The organism is Melaminivora jejuensis, from assembly GCF_017811175.1.
Lineage (GTDB): Bacteria > Pseudomonadota > Gammaproteobacteria > Burkholderiales > Burkholderiaceae_C > Melaminivora > Melaminivora jejuensis.
Genome location: NZ_JACWIJ010000002.1, coordinates 3,390,047 through 3,407,250 on the forward strand (window position 1 = coordinate 3,390,047; position 17,204 = coordinate 3,407,250).

A 17,204-nucleotide genomic window follows, 5' to 3' on the forward strand; every position below is an offset into this window, starting at 1 on the left:
GCCCGAAGCGTCCCAGCGTACAGGCAAGCCCGCTTCTGATCTCTGTGGCGATATGGCGAGAATGGGCGCTGACGCGCGCCCAAGCCTCAGCCCTTCAAAAGGGCCAGCACACCCTGCGGAATCTGGTTGGCCTGCGCCACCATGGCGGTGCCGGCCTGCTGCAGGATCTGGGTGCGTGCCAAGTTGGCCGTTTCCTGGGCAAAGTCGGCATCCAGGATGCGCGAGCGCGAGGCCGACATGTTCTCTGCCGTGATGTTCAGGCTGGCGATGCTGGTCTCGAAGCGCGACTGCAGGGCGCCCAGCTTGGCGCGCTCGCCAGCGATGTAAGACAAGGCCGAGTCCACCGTCTTGAGCGTGTGCGTGGCCCGGGCAAAGCTCGTCACATCCAGGTCGGAAACTTTTTTCAGCTCGGAGTTCAGCGTGAGGTCACCCAGCGCATTGGTGTTTGACGATACCGCGCTGAAGGATTTGTCCGAATCCAGCGTGACGTAGCCGCTGACCGCCAGGTTGGGGGTTGCGCCTGATGCTGCGGCAATGGACTGGGCGGTTCCTGCCGTCGCCACTCCGCCCTTGCCATCGCTCACCAGTTTTTGCACGGTGATGTCACCTGCATTGGCAGCGTTGGTCTTGCCGACGGCGATGGTATTGCCGGTTGTGTTGGTCAGGATGATGCCGTCGGCTTTTTCGTTCAATGAAGCCACGACACCAGTTTTGGCGGATTGCTCGTTGATCGCGGTCACTGCATTGGACAGACCTTCCGAGCCAGCTGTAGCGGAGATGGCAAACGAGATCGTGATATCCGGGTTGTTGTCCGATTGCAAAGTCAAGCCATAGGCGCCGGCAGAAGCAAAGGACAGCACAGCCTCGGTGCGTGCCGTGGCGGTCACGCCGGTGTATTGGGTTTGCAGGTTGATGGACTCGGCCGTCTTCTTGCTGTGCTCGTTGGCATCCACAGCTATCGTCTGGCTGCCCAGGGCGCCATTGATGACGATGTTTCCAGGCCCTGAAACGCCATTGGATGCGAACCCGGCAGCAGGATTGCCTGCTGTTGCTGCATCGGCCCCAGCCGCTCCCGAACCTGACACCTGGTTGTTGCCATAGGTGTTGGTGCGCAGGTTGGCGGTGGCGGCCACGATGGTCTGGTTGGCGTTGGCGCCGACCTGGAACTGCTGCGTGCCGAAAGTGCCGTCGAGCAGCTTGGCGCCGTTGAACTCGGTGGTCTGCGCCACGCGATCGAGTTCGGCCACCAGTTGGCTCACTTCCTGCTGCAGCGCTTGGCGATCCGAGGGGCTGTTGGAGGCGTTGGCTGCCTGCACGGCCAGTTCGCGCACACGCTGCAGGATGTCGCCAGCGGCCTTCATGGCGCCTTCCGCCGTCTGCGCCAGCGAGATGCCGTCGTTGGCGTTGCGCGCGGCCTGGTTCAGGCCCCGGATCTGGCTGGTGAAGCGCTCGGAAATCGCCATGCCGGCGGCGTCGTCCTTGGCGCTGTTGATGCGCAGGCCCGACGACAGGCGCTGGATGGAGGTGTTGAGCGAGCCCTGGCTGATGCCCAGGTTGCGCTGGGCGGTGAGCGAAGCGATGTTGGTATTGATCGTGGAGGCCATTGAAAAACTCCTGCGGGGCGGCAAAACCGGGTGAAGGGGCAGACGGGTGTTACGACCGTGGAGACCTCGGCGGCAACGATGGGGGCAATTGTCAAAGTGCCGGGCTGGCGCCGTTGCGCCGATAAAAGCGGCAAAAACCCGCCTTTCCCATCGTTTGCAGCGGTGCGGTCAGGGCGGTCGCCGCGCAGGCCAAGGTAAAAAGCTGTGTGGACTTGTGTGTGCTCACCCTAAAGTTTTGCGCGTACCTTCCGTAAACAGGTTCAACGGGCTGTCCAAGGCTTCAGGCCAAGTGACCATCCGCCGTTCAACAGAGGGCCGGGCCGGGCACTGTGAACCCTGGGGTCGGAGAGGTTCCGGCCCCGTCAGCGCAACCGCCGTTTTTCTTTCAGGAGATTTGCAATGGCCGCCACCATCAATACCAACGTCGCCTCGCTCACCGCCCAGCGCAACCTGGGCATCAGCCAGGGCTCGCTCAACACCTCCATCCAGCGCCTGTCGTCGGGCCTGCGCATCAACAGCGCCAAGGACGACGCCGCCGGCTTGGCGATTTCCGAGCGCTTCACCAGCCAGATCCGGGGCCTGAACCAGGCCGTGCGCAACGCCAACGACGGCATCTCGCTGGCGCAGACGGCGGAAGGCGCCATGAAGGCCGCCGGCGACATCCTGCAGCGTGTGCGCGAACTGGCCGTGCAGTCGGCCAACGCCTCCAACTCGGCCTCCGACCGCCAAGCGCTGCAGCAGGAAGTCAACCAGCTGGTGGCCGAACTCGATCGCGTGGCGCAGACCACCGAGTTCAACGGCGCCAAGCTGCTCGACGGCAGCTTTGGTACGCAGCAGTTCCAGGTCGGCGCCAACGCCAACCAGACCATCGTGGCCGCCACCGCCAACCTGCGCACCAACACCTATGGCAACAACCAGGTGTCAGGTTCGGGAGCGGGCGGTGCCGCAGCTGCGGCGCCAGCGAGCGCAGCGGCTGCGTATGGGAGCAACGGCGTGGCATCTGGCGCCATCGCCATCAATGGCGCCCTGGGCAGCAAGTCCATCAATGTTGCTGCCAACGAGCACAGCAAGAAGACGGCCGAGTCCATCAACTTGCAAACCCAATACACCGGCGTGACCGCCACGGCACGCACTGAAGTGGAGTTGAAATTCGCTGCCACTGGCGCTTACTCGCTGACGCTTGAGTCCAACAACGAAGGTGACGCCAAGACCATCAGCTTCGCCATCGAAGGAACTTCGACCTCCGGAGCTGATGCTTTGGCCAAAGGCATTGCGGCCATCAACGAGCAGTCGTCCAAGACCGGTGTCGTGGCATCGCTGAACGAGAAAGCCGACGGCATCATCCTGACCAACGCTGCTGGCAACACCATCGCCATCGGCAAGACAACTGCGGCAAACGGCGGCGCCGTCACGGTGCAGAAACTGGTGGGTGATGGCAAGGGCGCAATCACCACGTCGGGTAGCGCACAGACTCTGGCTGCAGCATCGGTTGCTGCAGGCTCTGAGCTTGCAGTGTCCGTGAGCGGCTACATCACGCTGGATTCGGACAAGTCGTTCAGTGTGGTATCGACAGGCACGACAGCCCTGCAAGGAACTCCGGGAGCGGCGAACTCTTCCCTGAAGAAGGTCTCTGAACTGGATCTGACCAATTTCAGCAAGGCCACGCACTCGCTCAAGACCGTGGACTCGGCACTGTCCTTCATCGCTGGCGAGCGCGCCAAGCTGGGTGCCCTGCAGTCGCGCTTCGAGACCAGCATCGCTGCGCTGCAGGTCACGTCCGAGAACATGTCAGCCTCGCGTGGCCGTATCCTGGACGCTGACTTTGCGGCAGAAACCGCCAACCTGTCGCGCTCGCAAATCCTGCAGCAGGCCGGCACCGCCATGGTGGCGCAGGCCAACCAGCTGCCGCAGGGCGTGCTGGCTCTGCTGCGCTGATCGATAGGGGCAGGGAGGAGCGCCTTTCCTGATGGAACAAGAGGCGCTCTCTCCCGGTCTCTACGGTTTCGGCAGATTCGAATGCGGCGGGGCAACCCTCGCCGCATTGGCGTTTGTGCCGTCTGGCAAGGATTGCCCGGCGGCGGGAACTGGCCGGTATGCAGGGCGCTTTTCGTCAGCATGGCTTGATGACCTGCGCCGATAATGGCCGGTGTACTTTCAGGGCTTTGTTGATAGGAGACGGTCATGGCCAGCTTTTCTTCCATTGGTGTCGGATTGGGCGGCAACGTCGATGTCAATGCGCTCATCAAGGCGTCCGTCGATGCCGTGAAGCTGCCCATCTCGCGTCCCAACGGCCTGAACTATCAGGCCAAGCTCACCGAGGCCAAGATTTCCACTTTCGGCCAGCTCAAGTCGCTGGTGTCCACGCTGCAGACGGCGGTGTCCAGGCTGAGCAGCGTTTCCGGCTGGAATGCCGTGCAGGCCTCGTCCTCGGACGACAAGGCCATCACGGCCACCGCCATCGGCGGCACGGTGGAAACCACCTTCAGCGTCGAGGTGCAGCAGCTGGCCCGGGCGCAGGTCTCGACCTCTGATGCCATTGCCACCGGCACTGGTGTGGGCGCGGGGACGCTGCGCCTGGAGATGGGCAAGTGGGAGGCTGGCAGCTTTACCGCCGGCTCCGGCGCCGGGATCGACATCGAAGTTTCGGCCTCCGACACGCTGGCTGACGTGGCCGGCAAGATCAACGGCGCCAATGCCGGCGTCACGGCCACCATCCTGACCGACACCTCGGGCCAGCGCCTGATGCTGCGCAGCAAGAACACGGGCGAGGAGTTCGGCTTCCAGATGACCGTCACGGCCGATGCCGATGGCGATACGGGCGACAACCTGGGTCTGTCGCGCCTGGCCAACGGCCTGTCCTCCGATCCTGGGGTCAATGCCGCAGCCAATGCCCAGGCCAAGATCAACGGCATGTATGACATCACCTCGGCCACCAATACGTTCGAGAACGCCGTGGCCGGCGTGACCTTCAAGGCCGAAAAAGTCACCACGGCCCCGGTCAACATCTCCGTGGCCAAGGACAACTCGGCCATCCAGAAGAACATCGAAGACCTGGTGGTTGCCTACAACGCGCTCAACCAGGCTCTCAGCGATGTGACCAAATACGATAAAACCACAAAAGAGGCAGGCCTGCTGCAGGGCGACTCGACCACCGTGGGCCTGCAGAACCAGCTGCGCAACGTGATGCAGTCGCTGTCGAGCAGCACCGGGCCTTTCAAGTCTCTGTCCGACATCGGGCTGGGCCACATCCAGGGCGGCGATCTGTCCATCGACAGCACCAAGCTCAGCGAGGCCTTGAAGAACCCGGATGCCGTCAAGGCGCTGTTCATCGGTGCCGATGGCCTGGCCACGACGCAGGATGGCGTGGCGGAAAAGATCAAGGCGGCGACCTCCAAGATGCTCGACCCGGATGGCTTCTTCGCCAGCAAGGACACGCAGTTCAAGGATGCCCTCAAGCGCAATGCCAAGGAGATCGAGCGCATCAACGCACGGGCCGACAGCACCGAGGCGCTGCTGACCGCGCGCTATGTGGCGCTGGACACCCAGATGAGCCGCCTGAACGCGCTCAACGCTTATATCGCGCAGCAGGTCACGACCTGGAACAACAGCAAGAATTGAATACCGTCGCGCCGGCCTTCAGTTTTTCGGTGACATGCCGATAAATCAACAGAGAGCAGCCAGCCGAGGATAGTCACCATGTTCACTCCGTTCAGCGCCCGCACCGCATCCGCCTACCAGCGGATCAACGTCGAGACCAGCATGCACACGATCGACCAGCACCAGCTGGTCAGCCTGCTGTTCGAGGGAATCCTGCAGTCCATCGCCACCGCGCGCGGTGCCCTGGCACGCGGCGATATCGCGGCCAAGTGCGCCGCCGTGGCCAAGGCGCTGCGCATCCTGGAGGAAGGCCTGATGACGGCGCTCGACCGCGAGGCCGGCGGCGAGCTGGCGGCCAATCTGGGCGCGGTCTATGACTATGCGCTGCAGCAGTTGATCCTGGCCAATGCGCGCAACGATGACGCCCTGCTGGGACAGGTGGCACGCCTGTTCGAGCCTATCGCCCAGAGCTGGAACGAAATCAAGAACCATCCGGCCCCAGTCGCTCCCGTCGCTGCTGCCAACGACATGCAGCGGCACAGCTACGCGGAGGCCTGAGCCATGCCAGAAATGTTGATCGACTACTACAAGGCCATCGAGCAAAGCAGCGACCGTATGCTCGAAGCGGCCAAGCTCAAGGACTGGGACGAGGTGATGCGCTGCGAGGGCGCCTGCGCCATCCTGATCGAGCAGCTGCGCTTCCAGGCCAACCAGCAGGAGCTGGCGCCCGAGCATCGCCAGGAAAAGGCCCGCATCATGCAGCGCATCCTGCGCAACGATGCCCAGATCCGCATCCTGGCCGAGCCCTGGATGGCGCAGTTCGAGCAATTGCTCGAAGGCCAGCCACCCGTGATGCATTGATGCGCTGCCTGCCGCAAGCCAGGCCCCTGGCCCGGCCAGCGCCGCCCGCCGCCGCTGCACGCAGCGGTGCCAGGGCAGGCAAGAAAAAAACCGGCCTCCACAGGGAGGCCGGTTTTTTTATATATGAAATATGGCTCAAACCCTTGCTGGGCAAGCGCTGGTAGCTATGAAAAAAAGAGTGTGCGCTGGCTGCTGCGTGGACGGTGCAGACAGCGGTGCAGGCAGCCGTGGCCGTCACACCTGCATGTTCATGATGTCGGTATAGGCCTGCACCATGCGGTTGCGTACGTGCAGCGCGGCCTGGAAGCCGATCTGGGCCTTTTGCATGGCGACCATGGCTTCCTCGATGCTGACGCTGGGGTTTTCCAGCTGCACTTCCTGCTGCAGGTGGCTGGCGCGCTCCTGCGCTGCACTGACGGCCTGCAGGGCATCCTTGAAGGCGGTGGAAAAGCCTGGACTGGTCTCGGCCTGCGGCGCTGTCACGCGGCGGGCGATCTGGGTCTGGGTCAGGGGGGCGGTGGTGCTGGCGATGCGCATGTCCATGGCGGCGTCCTCGCGAAAAAACTGATCGGGCAATCGGGAAAGTGCCGTGATGGTAGGTCGGGCGCCGGTGCCGGTCAGGCCGAAATGATGGCCAAAGCGGCGCCTTATCAGGCAAACGCCGCAGGCGGCTCGTCCGGATAATCGGCCCACGTTTCAATCCCTGCCAGGACGGTGGCGCACCCCGCTGCTGCTCCTGGCCGTCCGCCGAAAGCCACGATGTCCACCGCCGCCGTTGCCGAAGTTCCTGCCATTCCCGAGCCCGTGGCCTCGTCGCCCGCGTCCGGTCTGCTGCAGCGCCTGGGCGCGCTGGATCGGGCTGCGCGGCTGCGCTGGGGCGCTGCCCTGGTGCTGCTGCTGGTGCTGGCCGCAGGAGCTTTCTTCTATACCCGTCAGCCCGAGTACCGGGTGCTGTTTGCCGGCGTCAACGACAAGGATGGCGGCGCCATCGTCGCGCAGCTGGCGCAGATGAACGTGCCCTACAAGTATTCCGAAGGCGGCGGCGCCATCCTGGTGCCCGCCGAGCGCGTCCACGATGCGCGCCTGCGCCTGGCCACCCTGGGCCTGCCCAAGGGCTCGGTGTCGGGCTTCGAGCTGATGGAGAGCAGCCGCTTCGGCGTGACGCAGTTCCAGGAGCGGCTGAACTTCCAGCGCGGCCTGGAGGGCGAACTCACGCGCTCCATCCAGGCGCTGGCCTCCGTGCAAAGCGCGCGCGTACACCTGGCGCTGCCCAATCAGAACGGGTTCTTTCGCGAGCAGCAAAAGCCTTCGGCCTCGGTGCTGGTCAGCCTGTATCCAGGCCGCTTTCTCGATCGCACGCAACTGGCCGGCATCGTCCATCTGGTGGCCTCCAGCGTGCCGGAACTCGCGCCCTCGGCCGTGAGCGTGCTCGACGACACCGGCAAGCTGCTGTCGCAGTCGCCCGATGGCAGCGCCTCCAGCGCCATCGACGTGCAGCAGCTGACCTATACCCAGCAGATCGAGCAGCAGTACACGCGCCGCATCCTGGATCTGCTGGAGCCGGTGGTGGGCAAGGACAACGTCAAGGCGCAGGTCACTGCCGAGGTGGATTTCAGCCGCTCCGAGTCCACCGTGGAGCAGCACCGCCCCAACCTGAGCGCCGATGCCAGCGCCGTGCGCAGCCAGCAGGTGGTGGAGACTGGCGGCGCCCCGGGGGCCGTGCCGCCCTCGGGCGTGCCTGGCGCGATCAGCAATCAGCCGCCCCAGGCCGCCAATGCCGCAGTCAACGGCCCGGCCCAGCAGCTGGCCGCCGGTGGCGGCGCCCAGGAGGGTGCGCAGCCCGGCAAGCGCGAGTCGGTGACCAACTATGAGGTGGACAAGACCACCCAGGTCACGCGCGCTGCGGTGGGCGTCATCAAGCGCGTCAACGCTGCCGTGGTGGTCAACTATGCCCAGGTGGCCGGCGCCGTCGGCCCCGACGGCAAGCCAGCCGGCCCGCAGGCGCTGTCTGCCGCCCAGCTCGAACAGATGACGGCGCTGGTGCGCGAGACCATCGGCTTCAACAAGGAGCGCGGCGACTCGGTCAACCTGATGAATGCGCCCTTCCGCGTGGAGGAGGCGCCCGCCGTCGATTTGCCGCTGTGGAAGCAGCCCGACATGCAGGAGCTGGCCAAGTCGCTGGCCTGGCCGCTGGGCATCTCGCTGGCCGTGGCCGTGGTGCTGCTGGGCGTGGCGCGGCCCGTGCTCAAGGCGCGCGCGGCCACCCGCGAGCTGGCCCTGGCCGAGCGCAAGCTCGACGCCATCGAGTCCGAAAGCCTGGAGCGCCCGGCCCTGCCTGGCCCGGATGGCGTGCAGGAGCTGCAGCCCACCCCGGCGCAGCTGCGCCTGGAGGATGCGCGCAACCTGGCGCGCAACAATCCGATCGCAGTGGCCAACATTCTCAAGACCTGGGTCAACGGCGAGTGAGCGCCAGACCCGTGAAGCTGCATGACACACAGGTGAGCCATGGATGAACGAGGCCTGAACGACGCCGCCATCATGCTGATGTCGCTGGGCGAGGAGGAAGCCGCCGAGGTGTTCAAGCACCTGTCGCCCAAGGAGGTGCAAAAGCTCGGCGAGACCATCGCACGGATGCGCAGCGTGTCGCGCGAGAAGGTCGATGACGTGATCGACCGCTTCACTGCCGATGCGGCGGCGCAGAGCCTGCTGGTGAGCGACACCGGCGACTATGTGCGCTCGGTGCTCAAGCGCGCCCTGGGCGACGACAAGGCGGCGCTGCTGATCGACCGCATCCTGCAAGGCGGCGACATCTCGGGCATCGAGAGCCTGAAGTGGATGGATCCGCTGTCGGTGGCCGAGTTGCTGCGCAACGAGCATCCGCAGATCGTCGCCGCCATCCTGGTACACCTGGATGCCGAGCAGTCCTCGGCGGTGCTCATGCACCTGTCGGATCGCCAGCGCGGCGAGATCATGCTGCGTATCGCCACGCTGGAGGGCATCCAGCCCACGGCGCTCAAGGACTTGAACGAGGTGCTGTTTCGCGTGCTGGCCGGCGGCGACAAGGTACGCAAGAGCTCGCTGGGCGGTGTCAAGGCGGCTGCCGAGATCATCAACTTGCTGCGCACCGGCGCCGATGCTGCGGTGCTGGAGGTCATCCGCAACTACGAGGCCGACTTGGCGCAGAAAATCGTGGACAAGATGTTCGTCTTCGACGATATCGCCTACAAGCTCGATGGCCGCTCCATCCAGATGGTGCTGCGCGAGGTGGCCTCCGAGACGCTGGTGATCTCGCTCAAGGGCGCGCAGCCCGAGGTGCGCGACAAGATCCTGGCCAACATGTCCTCGCGCGCTGCCGAGGCCATGCGCGAGGATCTGGAGTCGCGCGGGCCGATGCGCCTGTCCGAGGTCGAGGCGCAGCAGCGCGAAGTGCTCAAGATCGTGCGCCGCCTGGCCGAGGAAGGGCAGATCACGCTGTCTGGCGGGGCCGACGATGCCCTGGTCTGAGCGCCCAACCCGGATACCACAGGAGTGAGCCATGGCGTCAGGTAAGCAGCGCCACTACACCCGCTTCGTCCCCCGCGAGGAAGTGGGCGAGGTCACGCGCTGGCGCTTTGGCGCCATCGACGGGGAGCAGCACGGCTTTGTCCCGCTGGGTTCGGTCGTCGCCGAGCCGCCGCCCGAGCCCGAGGTCGAGGACGAGGTGGTGGATCTGCCGCCCGAGCCAGTCCAGGAGGGCCTGCCCCTTGATGAGCATGAGGCGCTGGTGCAGCAGGCACTCGAACAAGGCCATGCCCAGGGCCTGGCCGAAGGGCAGGAGCGCGAGCGCCTGCTCTGGCAGCAGCGCCTGGACGAGCACATCGCCGGCCCGGGCCGCGAGGCGGCCGAGCGGCTGGCACAGCTGGCGCAGGCCTTCGAGGGCAGCCTGGCCGGCTTGCAGCAGTCCATGGCCCAGGATGTGCTGCAGCTGGCCTGCGACATCGCCCGCCAGGTGGTGCGCAGCGAGCTGTCGGTGAACCGCCGCGCGGTGCTGCCGGTGGTGCGCGAGGCGCTGGCCATGCTGGGCAGCGAAAGCCGCCCGGCCATCGTGCGCCTGAATCCCGCCGACTGGCAGGCCGTCCACGAGACGCTGCAGGCCGAGCACCCTTCGATGCGCATCGAGTGGCTGCAGGACGCAGGCGTGCAGCCGGGCGAGTGCGTGGTCGAGTCGGCTGGCACGGTGATCGAGGGCACGCTGGATCAGCGCTGGCGCCGCGCCATCGCGGCACTGGGCCTGACCGATCTGTGGCGCGAGGCCGGCGATGAGCATTAAAAAGGCCGAGGCCTGGCAGGATTTGCTGGTGCAGGCGCGCGCGCGTCTGCAAGAGCCCGTGCCGCTGCCGGCACGCGGTACGCTGACGCGGCTCACCGGCCTGGTGCTGGAGGCTGCCGGCCTGCGCGTGCCGGTGGGTTCACAGTGCCAGGTGCGCATGGGCGAGGAGGACGAGCCGGTGCTGGCCGAGGTGGTCGGCTTCGCCGGCGACAAGGCCTATCTGATGCCGGCGGGCGATGTACACGGCCTGTCCAGCGGCGCCCAAGTGGCGCCGGCGCCGGCCTATGTGCCGCCGCTGCGCCTGGGCCAGCAGCCGGCAGAGGTGGAGTCGGCCAGTGCCGCTGCCGGCGCGCTGCGCCTGCCCATCGGCGACGGGCTGCTGGGCCGGGTGGTGGACTCGCAGGGCCTGCCGCTGGATCACAACGGCCCGCTGGAGAGTGTCGATGCACAGGCCATGAGCCGCGCACCCATCAACGCCATGGAGCGCGACCCGGTGCGTGAGCCGCTGGATACTGGCGTGCGCGCCATCAACGCGCTGCTCACGGTGGGCCGGGGCCAGCGCCTGGGCCTGTTCGCTGGCTCCGGTGTGGGCAAGTCGGTGCTGCTGGGCATGATGGCGCGCTATACCGCTGCCGATGTCATCGTGGTCGGCCTGATCGGCGAGCGCGGGCGCGAGGTCAAGGAATTCGTCGAGGACATCCTGGGCGAGGAGGATCGCCACCGCTCGGTGGTGGTGGCAGCGCCCGCCGATGCGCCGCCGCTGCTGCGGATGCAGGGCGCGGCCTACGCTACGGCGATTGCTGAACATTTCCGCGACCAGGGCCGCCACGTGCTGCTGCTCATGGACTCGCTCACGCGCTACGCCATGGCGCAGCGCGAGATCGCCCTGGCCATCGGCGAGCCGCCGGCCACCAAGGGCTACCCGCCGAGCTGCTTTGCCAAGCTGCCGGCGCTGGTCGAGAGAAGCGGCAACGGCCTCAATGGCGTCGGCTCCATAACCGCCTTCTATACCGTGCTCTCCGAGGGCGACGACCAGCAAGACCCGATTGCCGATGCCGCGCGCGCCATCCTGGACGGGCACATCGTGCTGTCGCGCGCGCTGGCCGAGAGCGGCCACTATCCGGCCATCGACATCGAGCAGTCGGCCTCGCGCGTCATGCACAACGTCATTTCGCGCGAGCATTTCGAGCTGGCGCGGCAATTCCGCGCCACCTGGTCGCGCTACCAAAAGAGCAGCGATCTGATCCAGGTGGGCGCCTACGCGGCAGGCTCCGACCCGCAGCTCGACGAGGCCATCCGGCTGCAGCCGGGGATGCGGGCGTTTTTGCAGCAGAACATGTTCGAGGGCGCGTCGCTGCAGGCCAGCGTCCAGGCCATGGCACAGGCCCTGCAGCAGGGCTGAACACGCAAGGAGCGCCGCCATGTCTTCCCTGCAGTCTTTCATCGTGGCCATCCAGCTGGCCGAGCGCCGGCGCGATGCGGCGCGCCAGACGGTATCGAACCTGCAGAACGCCCGGGCGGCGGCGCAGGGCCAGCTCGACCAGCTGCAGGGCTACGCCCAGGAGACCCAGGGCCGCTGGGGCGCCAGCGAGGGCCGGGTCATGCAGCCCGTGGTGCTGCAGCACCACCACCAGTTCATGGGCCGGCTGGAGCACGCCATCGGGCTGCAGGGCCAAGTGGTGCGCACCCAGGATCAGCGCGTGGCCGGCGCACGGCAGACCTTGCTGCAGGCCGAGTTGCGCCTGGCCAGCCTGCGCAAGGTGCTGGAGCGCCGCCAGGCCGAGCTGGCCCTGGCCCAGCAGCGCCGCGAACAGAAAGCAACCGATGAACGTGCCGCACTGCGCCTGGCGGGCGTGGCTGCCAGGTACTCTATGGAGGAGTGAGGGTCATGCAACAGACTGCTGTCCACAATGGTTCGGGCGCCGCCCAGAGTGCCCAGGCCGCCCAGGCCACGCGCGGCAGTGCCCGTGCCGTGGCGGGATCGAGCGCCGGGGCCGGGCCGGCGGCAGGCTTTGCAGCCCTGCTGGCCACGCTGGGGCAGGACGAGGCGGACGCGGGGCTGCTCCAGTTGCCCGGCAGTGCGCCGGGGGCCGGGGCGGATGAGTCTGCTGCGGGGTTTCTGGCGGCGACTGCTCTGCCCGGACAGGAGGCAGATCGGATAGCACGGTCGCAGGCGGACGAGTGGGACGATCCAGTCACCTGCGACTCGCAGACCTTGGCCATGCTGCTGGCCGGGCTGGGGCAACCGGCTCCAGCAGCCCCGATGAGCGAGCCAGGCCAGGAGTTGCCCGCAGCCGATGCTGCAACTGATCCTTGGAGTCGGACGGCGCAGCCAGGCTTGAGCACGCTGCCTGCGGCATTGGACGGAGGGCTGGCAGGCCGTGTGCTGCAGCCATCCACAGATCAGTCAATCAACCAGACAACCGGTCTGGGCGCTGGCGGCCACTGGGCCAGCACCTCCCTGGTGGCGGAAACCAGCCGGCTCGACAGCGGTCGCCCGAACATGGCCCCCGAGCAGGCCGAGGCGGATGCACCGCGTCCCGCACTGGTGCGCGCCAGCCGTAGCGGCGCATTCGCAAGCAGGCTGCTGCCGGGCGCAGCAGAGACCGCTTCGCGCCTGCCGGGGCGGGGCGTGCAGACAGGGCCGGCCGCCGCGCCTGCCGCCGTGCCGGGCAGCGCGCCATCCCAGGGGGCGCCGGGCAGCCTGGCAGCGGCAGGCCCCAGGCTGGACAGCGGCCCTGAGCGCAGCCCCGAGTTGTCGGCAAGGGTTGGCTCGACCGGCGGCGCGCTGGATACGGCGCTGGCCGGCGCGGCGATCGGGCCGGCAGCGGTGGATGGCCAGCGCCCCGGGCGTGACGCTGCCGGCCAGCCGGGTGGGCAGGCTTCGCACGGCAGCGCGCCAGTGGCAGGGGCCGCCGAACCCGAAGCCGCCGGCCCGGATGCGGTGGCCGATGCCGCCTGGCAGGCTGATCTCGACGCTGCCCAGGCCGAGCTGGCCGAGAACGTGACCTACTGGGTGCATCAGCAGACGCAAAATGCCGCGCTGACCCTGGAGGGCGACGGGCAGGCTGTGCAGGTGCAGGTGGCACTGACCGGCGACCAGGCGCACATCACCTTCCGCAGCGACGAGGAGCAGGCGCGCCAGTTGCTCGACGCCGGCACGCAGGAGCTGCGCGAACTGCTCGACGCCCAGGGCCTGCAGCTTGCCGGCGTGAGCATCGGCATGGCCTCGTCTGATGGTGCCGGCAGTCGCCAGCCAGGCCAGCCGCCGGAGCGCGGCGCCCACACCGCCCGCCAGGGCGTGGTGCGCGTGCCGGGTGGCAATGACGGCGCTGCTCCTGCCGCCGGGCGCCGCACGGGCGGCATCTCCGAGCGCTCGGTGGACATCTTCGTCTGATGGGCCGCAGGCCGGTGCAGGGCTGGAAAGGGCGGGCTTTCAGCGTTTTATTCTGGCTATCATGCCCGGCCCCAGGCGCCAATAATTGCGCCATCGAGGCCTGTGGCAGTCCCCAGAGCGGATGCCGCGCCGATACCTCCTAGTTTCGCGCGCAAGCAGCGCCAGAAAGACCTGTCGTGTCCGAAACCGCCCCCGCCCCCGCCAAGAACAAGAAGCTGCTGATCATCGTTGCCGTCGTGCTGCTGGCCGTGCTCAGTGGTGTGGCCGCCTGGGTGATGCTGGCCCAGCGCAGCAGCCTGGATGATGAAGAAGGGGGCGCTCGGGCCGCGCCGCCCAGGCGGCAGCCAAGGCGCCGCCCACCTTCATGCCCATGGAGAACATGGTGGTCAACCTGGCCGACCCGGGGGCGATCGCTTTGCCCAGATCGGCATCACCCTGGAGCTGGCCGACGCCAAGGCCGCCGAGCAGGTCAAGACCTACATGCCCAGCATCCGCAGCAGCGTGCTGCTGCTGGTGTCGCAGCGCACCACCGACGAGCTGTTGACGCGCGAGGGCAAGGAAAAACTCGCCCAGGACGTGCGCCGCGAAGTCTCCCGTCCGCTGGGCTACGCCATCCCGAAGCCGCGCAAGCGCGCCGCGCAGCGTGACCTCGACGATGAGGAAGAAGACGACGACGAGGACGAGCGTCCGCGCCGGCGCGCCGATGACAACCCGGTGCGCCAGGTGCTGTTTTCCAGTTTCATCATCCAGTGAACTTCACAGGTGACCCATGAGTGATTCCTTTCTGTCGCAGGAAGAGGTCGATGCCCTGCTGGAGGGCGTCACTGGCGAGAGCCAGAAAACCGTCAAGCAGGACATCGAAGAAGGCTCCATCCGCACCTACGACATCTCCAGCCAGGAGCGCATCGTGCGTGGGCGAATGCCCACCATGGAGATCGTCAACGAGCGCTTTGCGCGCAACTTCCGCATCGGCCTGTTCAACTTCATCCGCAGAAGCCCGGAGATTTCCGTGGGCACGGTGCAGGTGCAGCGCTACAACGCCTTCTTGCGCGAGCTGGTGGTGCCGACCAACTTCAACATCGTCGCCATTCGCCCGTTGCGCGGCAGCGGCCTGGTGGTGTGCGAGCCCTCGCTGGTCTTTGGCGTGATCGACACGCTCTACGGCGGCAGCGGCAAGTTCCAGACGCGCATCGAGGGGCGGGATTTTTCCGCCACCGAGCAGCGCGTCATCAACCGCCTGGTGGACGTGATCTGCGAGGAATACAAGAAGGCCTGGCAGGGCATCTACCCGCTGGAGCTGTCGTACCAGCGCTCGGAGATGCAGCCGCAGTTCGCCAACATCGCCACGCCCAGCGAGATCGTCGTGTCCACGGCCTTCCAGCTGGAGATCGGCGATCTGTCGGGCTCCATCCATATCTGCATGCCCTATGCCACGCTGGAGCCGATCCGCGACGTGCTGTATTCGGCCATGCAGGGCGACGCCATCGAGGTGGATCGGCGCTGGGTGCGGGTGCTGTCGCGCGAGATCCAGGCTGCCGAGGTCACCCTGGTGGCCGAGCTGGCACGCGCCGATGCCACCGTCGAGCAGCTGCTGGCCATGAAGCCGGGCGATTTCATCGAACTCGATCGCGAGCCGCGCATCCGCGCCTCCATCGGTGGAGTGCCCCTGTTCGAGTGCCAGTACGGCACGCACAACGCCAAGTACGCCATCCGCATCGAGGAGTGCCTGCGCGGCAGCGACAGCAGTTGGCTGGGAGAGAAAAATGTCAAGTAACAATTTCGACAAGCCGGGCGATATTCCACCCGAGGACATCGAGGACGAATCCCTGGCCGACTGGGCGCAGGCGCTAGACGAGCAAAAGCGCATCGACGAGGAGGTCGAGGCCCAGGCGCGTGCGGCCGAGCAGGGTGGGCCGCTCAGCGGCGATCCGCTGCGGCCCTCTGCGGGCGACTCGGGCATCCACGACATCAACATGGTGCTGGACATCCCGGTGCAGTTGTCGGTGGAGCTGGGCCGCACCAAGGTGCCCATCAAATACATCCTGCAACTGGCCCAGGGCTCGGTGGTCGAGCTCGACGCACTGGCCGGCGAACCCATGGACGTGCTGGTCAACGGCTACCTGATCGCCCAGGGCGAGGTGGTGGTGGTCAACGACAAGTTCGGCATCCGCCTGACCGACGTGGTCACGCCCTCCGAGCGGCTGCGCCGCGTCAGCCGTGGCTGAAGGCGGCCCCGCCGGCGCCGGTCTGGCGCAGACCCTGCTGCTGGTGGTGCTGTTCGTGGCGGCGCTGTCGGCGCTGCCGTGGCTGATCCGGCGGCTGCAGCAGCGCCGCATCGGGCTGCTGCCCGGCGCTGCGGGTACGCCCTCGCGCGTGCTGTCCAGCGTGGCCGTCGGGCCGCAGCAGCGTGTGGTCAGCGTCGAGGTCGGCCCGGCGCACGCGCGCACGGTGCTGGTGCTGGGCGTGACGGCGCAGCACATCAGCTGCCTGCACACCCTGCCCGCTGCTAGCTTTGCCGCTGAGGTGGCTGCTGCCCAGTCAGTCCAGGCGGCCCAGACCGTCCAGCCGCTGCAGCCCGACGCCCCCCGCCATGCCACTTCCTGAATCATTCCTGCGTCTGCCCGTACCGGCGCGCTGGCTGCTGGCCGTGCTGGCCGGCCTGCTGGCGCCGCTGGCCTGGGCGCAGGCGCCCGATGCCGCGCCAGCTGCCGCCCAGGCCGGCGCCGGCACGCTGCCGCTGGTCATCAGCTCCAGCCCGGCGGGCACCAACTATTCAGTGCCCATCCAGACGCTGCTGTTCTTCACGGCGCTGTCGTTCCTGCCGGCGGTGCTGCTGATGATGACCGGCTTCACGCGCATCGTCATCGTGCTGTCGCTGCTGCGCCAGGCGATCGGCACGCAGCAGGCGCCGCCCAATCAGGTGGTCATCGGGCTGTCGTTGTTTCTGACGCTGTTCGTCATGGGGCCGACGCTGGATCGGGTCTATCAGGAGGCCTATGTGCCCTACACCACCAATGCGCTGAGCTTCGAGCAGGCGGTGCAAAAGGCCGAGGCGCCGATGCGCGGCTTCATGCTCAAGCAGACGCGCCAGTCGGACTTCGCCCTGTTCGCCCGCCTGGCCAAGCTGGAGCCGGGCGCCACGGCGGAGACCGCACCGATGCGCGTGCTGGTGCCGGCCTTCGTGACCAGCGAGCTCAAGACCGCCTTCCAGATCGGCTTCATGGTCTTCATCCCGTTCCTGATCATCGACATGATCGTCTCCAGCGTGCTGATGTCGCTGGGCATGATGATGCTGTCGCCGGTGCTGGTGGCGCTGCCCTTCAAGCTGATGCTGTTCGTGCTGGCCGATGGCTGGAATCTGCTGATCGGCTCGCTGGCGGCGAGTTTTGCGACCTGAAGCCCCACGCACCACCCTGCGCATCACCCCACGTATTCG

The 17,204-nt window shown here is 66.9% G+C and carries 16 protein-coding genes and 1 pseudogene; 15 read left to right on the forward strand and 2 right to left on the reverse strand.

What is annotated here, in order from left to right; translation table 11 throughout:
• Positions 1 to 86: 86 nt before the first annotated feature.
• A complete protein-coding gene (locus tag IDM45_RS15900) occupies positions 87 to 1,604 on the reverse strand; it encodes a flagellin N-terminal helical domain-containing protein (protein ID WP_209423698.1) in 1,518 nt (505 codons plus the stop codon).
• A 399-nt stretch (positions 1,605 to 2,003) separates the two neighbouring features.
• Here IDM45_RS15900 and IDM45_RS15905 point away from each other — a divergent pair, with 399 nt between their 5' ends.
• The 4 genes from IDM45_RS15905 to IDM45_RS15920 all read left to right on the forward strand — a co-directional run bounded on the left by IDM45_RS15905 (position 2,004) and on the right by IDM45_RS15920 (position 6,062).
• On the forward strand, positions 2,004 to 3,539 hold the full coding sequence (locus IDM45_RS15905; protein ID WP_209423699.1) for a flagellin N-terminal helical domain-containing protein: 1,536 nt from the start codon (positions 2,004 to 2,006) through the stop codon (positions 3,537 to 3,539).
• Between the two features lie 246 nt (positions 3,540 to 3,785).
• Complete coding sequence (gene fliD, locus IDM45_RS15910; protein WP_209423700.1) at positions 3,786 to 5,222, forward strand: flagellar filament capping protein FliD; 1,437 nt, start codon at positions 3,786 to 3,788, stop codon at positions 5,220 to 5,222.
• A gap of 78 nt (positions 5,223 to 5,300) precedes the next feature.
• Complete coding sequence (gene fliS / locus IDM45_RS15915) at positions 5,301 to 5,759, forward strand: flagellar export chaperone FliS (RefSeq protein WP_209423701.1); 459 nt, start codon at positions 5,301 to 5,303, stop codon at positions 5,757 to 5,759.
• 3 nt (positions 5,760 to 5,762) lie between these two features.
• Entirely contained in the window at positions 5,763 to 6,062 is a 300-nt protein-coding gene (locus tag IDM45_RS15920) for a flagellar protein FliT (RefSeq protein ID WP_209423702.1), read from the forward strand.
• Between the two features lie 234 nt (positions 6,063 to 6,296).
• Here IDM45_RS15920 and fliE read toward each other — a convergent pair whose 3' ends face one another.
• Positions 6,297 to 6,605: a flagellar hook-basal body complex protein FliE gene (gene fliE / locus IDM45_RS15925; protein ID WP_209423703.1), complete on the reverse strand. Its 309-nt coding sequence runs from the start codon at positions 6,603 to 6,605 to the stop codon at positions 6,297 to 6,299.
• Between the two features lie 216 nt (positions 6,606 to 6,821).
• Between fliE and fliF the strand changes: the two genes are divergently transcribed.
• From fliF to fliP, 11 genes and pseudogenes are all read left to right on the forward strand, one after another.
• Complete coding sequence (gene fliF / locus IDM45_RS15930) at positions 6,822 to 8,528, forward strand: flagellar basal-body MS-ring/collar protein FliF (protein ID WP_209423704.1); 1,707 nt, start codon at positions 6,822 to 6,824, stop codon at positions 8,526 to 8,528.
• A 39-nt stretch (positions 8,529 to 8,567) separates the two neighbouring features.
• Positions 8,568 to 9,566 carry a flagellar motor switch protein FliG gene (fliG, locus tag IDM45_RS15935; protein ID WP_209423705.1) on the forward strand — a complete coding sequence of 333 codons (999 nt, stop codon included), beginning with the start codon at positions 8,568 to 8,570 and terminating at the stop codon, positions 9,564 to 9,566.
• 31 nt (positions 9,567 to 9,597) lie between these two features.
• Entirely contained in the window at positions 9,598 to 10,371 is a 774-nt protein-coding gene (locus IDM45_RS15940) for a FliH/SctL family protein (protein WP_209423706.1), read from the forward strand.
• On the forward strand, positions 10,361 to 11,773 hold the full coding sequence (gene fliI / locus IDM45_RS15945; RefSeq protein ID WP_209423707.1) for a flagellar protein export ATPase FliI: 1,413 nt from the start codon (positions 10,361 to 10,363) through the stop codon (positions 11,771 to 11,773). The genes IDM45_RS15940 and fliI overlap by 11 nt, the downstream gene beginning before the upstream one ends.
• A 19-nt stretch (positions 11,774 to 11,792) precedes the next feature.
• Positions 11,793 to 12,254, forward strand: coding sequence for a flagellar export protein FliJ (gene fliJ / locus IDM45_RS15950; RefSeq protein ID WP_209423708.1), 462 nt, complete (start codon positions 11,793 to 11,795; stop codon positions 12,252 to 12,254).
• A 5-nt stretch (positions 12,255 to 12,259) separates the two neighbouring features.
• Entirely contained in the window at positions 12,260 to 13,768 is a 1,509-nt protein-coding gene (locus IDM45_RS15955) for a flagellar hook-length control protein FliK (RefSeq protein WP_209423709.1), read from the forward strand.
• Positions 13,769 to 13,944: 176 nt separating this feature from the next.
• A pseudogene (locus IDM45_RS15960) lies at positions 13,945 to 14,521 on the forward strand (flagellar basal body-associated FliL family protein).
• Between the two features lie 16 nt (positions 14,522 to 14,537).
• Positions 14,538 to 15,542, forward strand: a complete 1,005-nt coding sequence (gene fliM, locus IDM45_RS15965; RefSeq protein ID WP_209423710.1) for a flagellar motor switch protein FliM — start codon at positions 14,538 to 14,540, stop codon at positions 15,540 to 15,542.
• On the forward strand, positions 15,532 to 15,993 hold the full coding sequence (gene fliN / locus IDM45_RS15970; RefSeq protein ID WP_209423711.1) for a flagellar motor switch protein FliN: 462 nt from the start codon (positions 15,532 to 15,534) through the stop codon (positions 15,991 to 15,993). The genes fliM and fliN overlap by 11 nt, the downstream gene beginning before the upstream one ends.
• Complete coding sequence (locus IDM45_RS15975) at positions 15,986 to 16,372, forward strand: FliO/MopB family protein (RefSeq protein WP_232653745.1); 387 nt, start codon at positions 15,986 to 15,988, stop codon at positions 16,370 to 16,372. The genes fliN and IDM45_RS15975 overlap by 8 nt, the downstream gene beginning before the upstream one ends.
• Positions 16,359 to 17,165, forward strand: coding sequence for a flagellar type III secretion system pore protein FliP (gene fliP, locus IDM45_RS15980; RefSeq protein WP_209423712.1), 807 nt, complete (start codon positions 16,359 to 16,361; stop codon positions 17,163 to 17,165). The genes IDM45_RS15975 and fliP overlap by 14 nt, the downstream gene beginning before the upstream one ends.
• Positions 17,166 to 17,204: the final 39 nt, after the last annotated feature.

Coding starts and splice junctions, on each gene's coding strand:
- IDM45_RS15940 (WP_209423706.1), top strand. CDS start 9,598: ATGGCGTCAGGTAAGCAGCGCCACTACACCCGCTTCGTCCCCCGCGAG.
- fliD (WP_209423700.1), top strand. CDS start 3,786: ATGGCCAGCTTTTCTTCCATTGGTGTCGGATTGGGCGGCAACGTCGAT.
- fliP (WP_209423712.1), top strand. CDS start 16,359: ATGCCACTTCCTGAATCATTCCTGCGTCTGCCCGTACCGGCGCGCTGG.
- fliM (WP_209423710.1), top strand. CDS start 14,538: ATGAGTGATTCCTTTCTGTCGCAGGAAGAGGTCGATGCCCTGCTGGAG.
- IDM45_RS15905 (WP_209423699.1), top strand. CDS start 2,004: ATGGCCGCCACCATCAATACCAACGTCGCCTCGCTCACCGCCCAGCGC.
- IDM45_RS15900 (WP_209423698.1), bottom strand. CDS start 1,604: ATGGCCTCCACGATCAATACCAACATCGCTTCGCTCACCGCCCAGCGC.
- fliI (WP_209423707.1), top strand. CDS start 10,361: ATGAGCATTAAAAAGGCCGAGGCCTGGCAGGATTTGCTGGTGCAGGCG.
- IDM45_RS15920 (WP_209423702.1), top strand. CDS start 5,763: ATGCCAGAAATGTTGATCGACTACTACAAGGCCATCGAGCAAAGCAGC.
- fliG (WP_209423705.1), top strand. CDS start 8,568: ATGGATGAACGAGGCCTGAACGACGCCGCCATCATGCTGATGTCGCTG.
- fliN (WP_209423711.1), top strand. CDS start 15,532: ATGTCAAGTAACAATTTCGACAAGCCGGGCGATATTCCACCCGAGGAC.
- IDM45_RS15955 (WP_209423709.1), top strand. CDS start 12,260: ATGCAACAGACTGCTGTCCACAATGGTTCGGGCGCCGCCCAGAGTGCC.
- fliS (WP_209423701.1), top strand. CDS start 5,301: ATGTTCACTCCGTTCAGCGCCCGCACCGCATCCGCCTACCAGCGGATC.
- fliE (WP_209423703.1), bottom strand. CDS start 6,605: ATGGACATGCGCATCGCCAGCACCACCGCCCCCCTGACCCAGACCCAG.
- fliJ (WP_209423708.1), top strand. CDS start 11,793: ATGTCTTCCCTGCAGTCTTTCATCGTGGCCATCCAGCTGGCCGAGCGC.
- fliF (WP_209423704.1), top strand. CDS start 6,822: ATGTCCACCGCCGCCGTTGCCGAAGTTCCTGCCATTCCCGAGCCCGTG.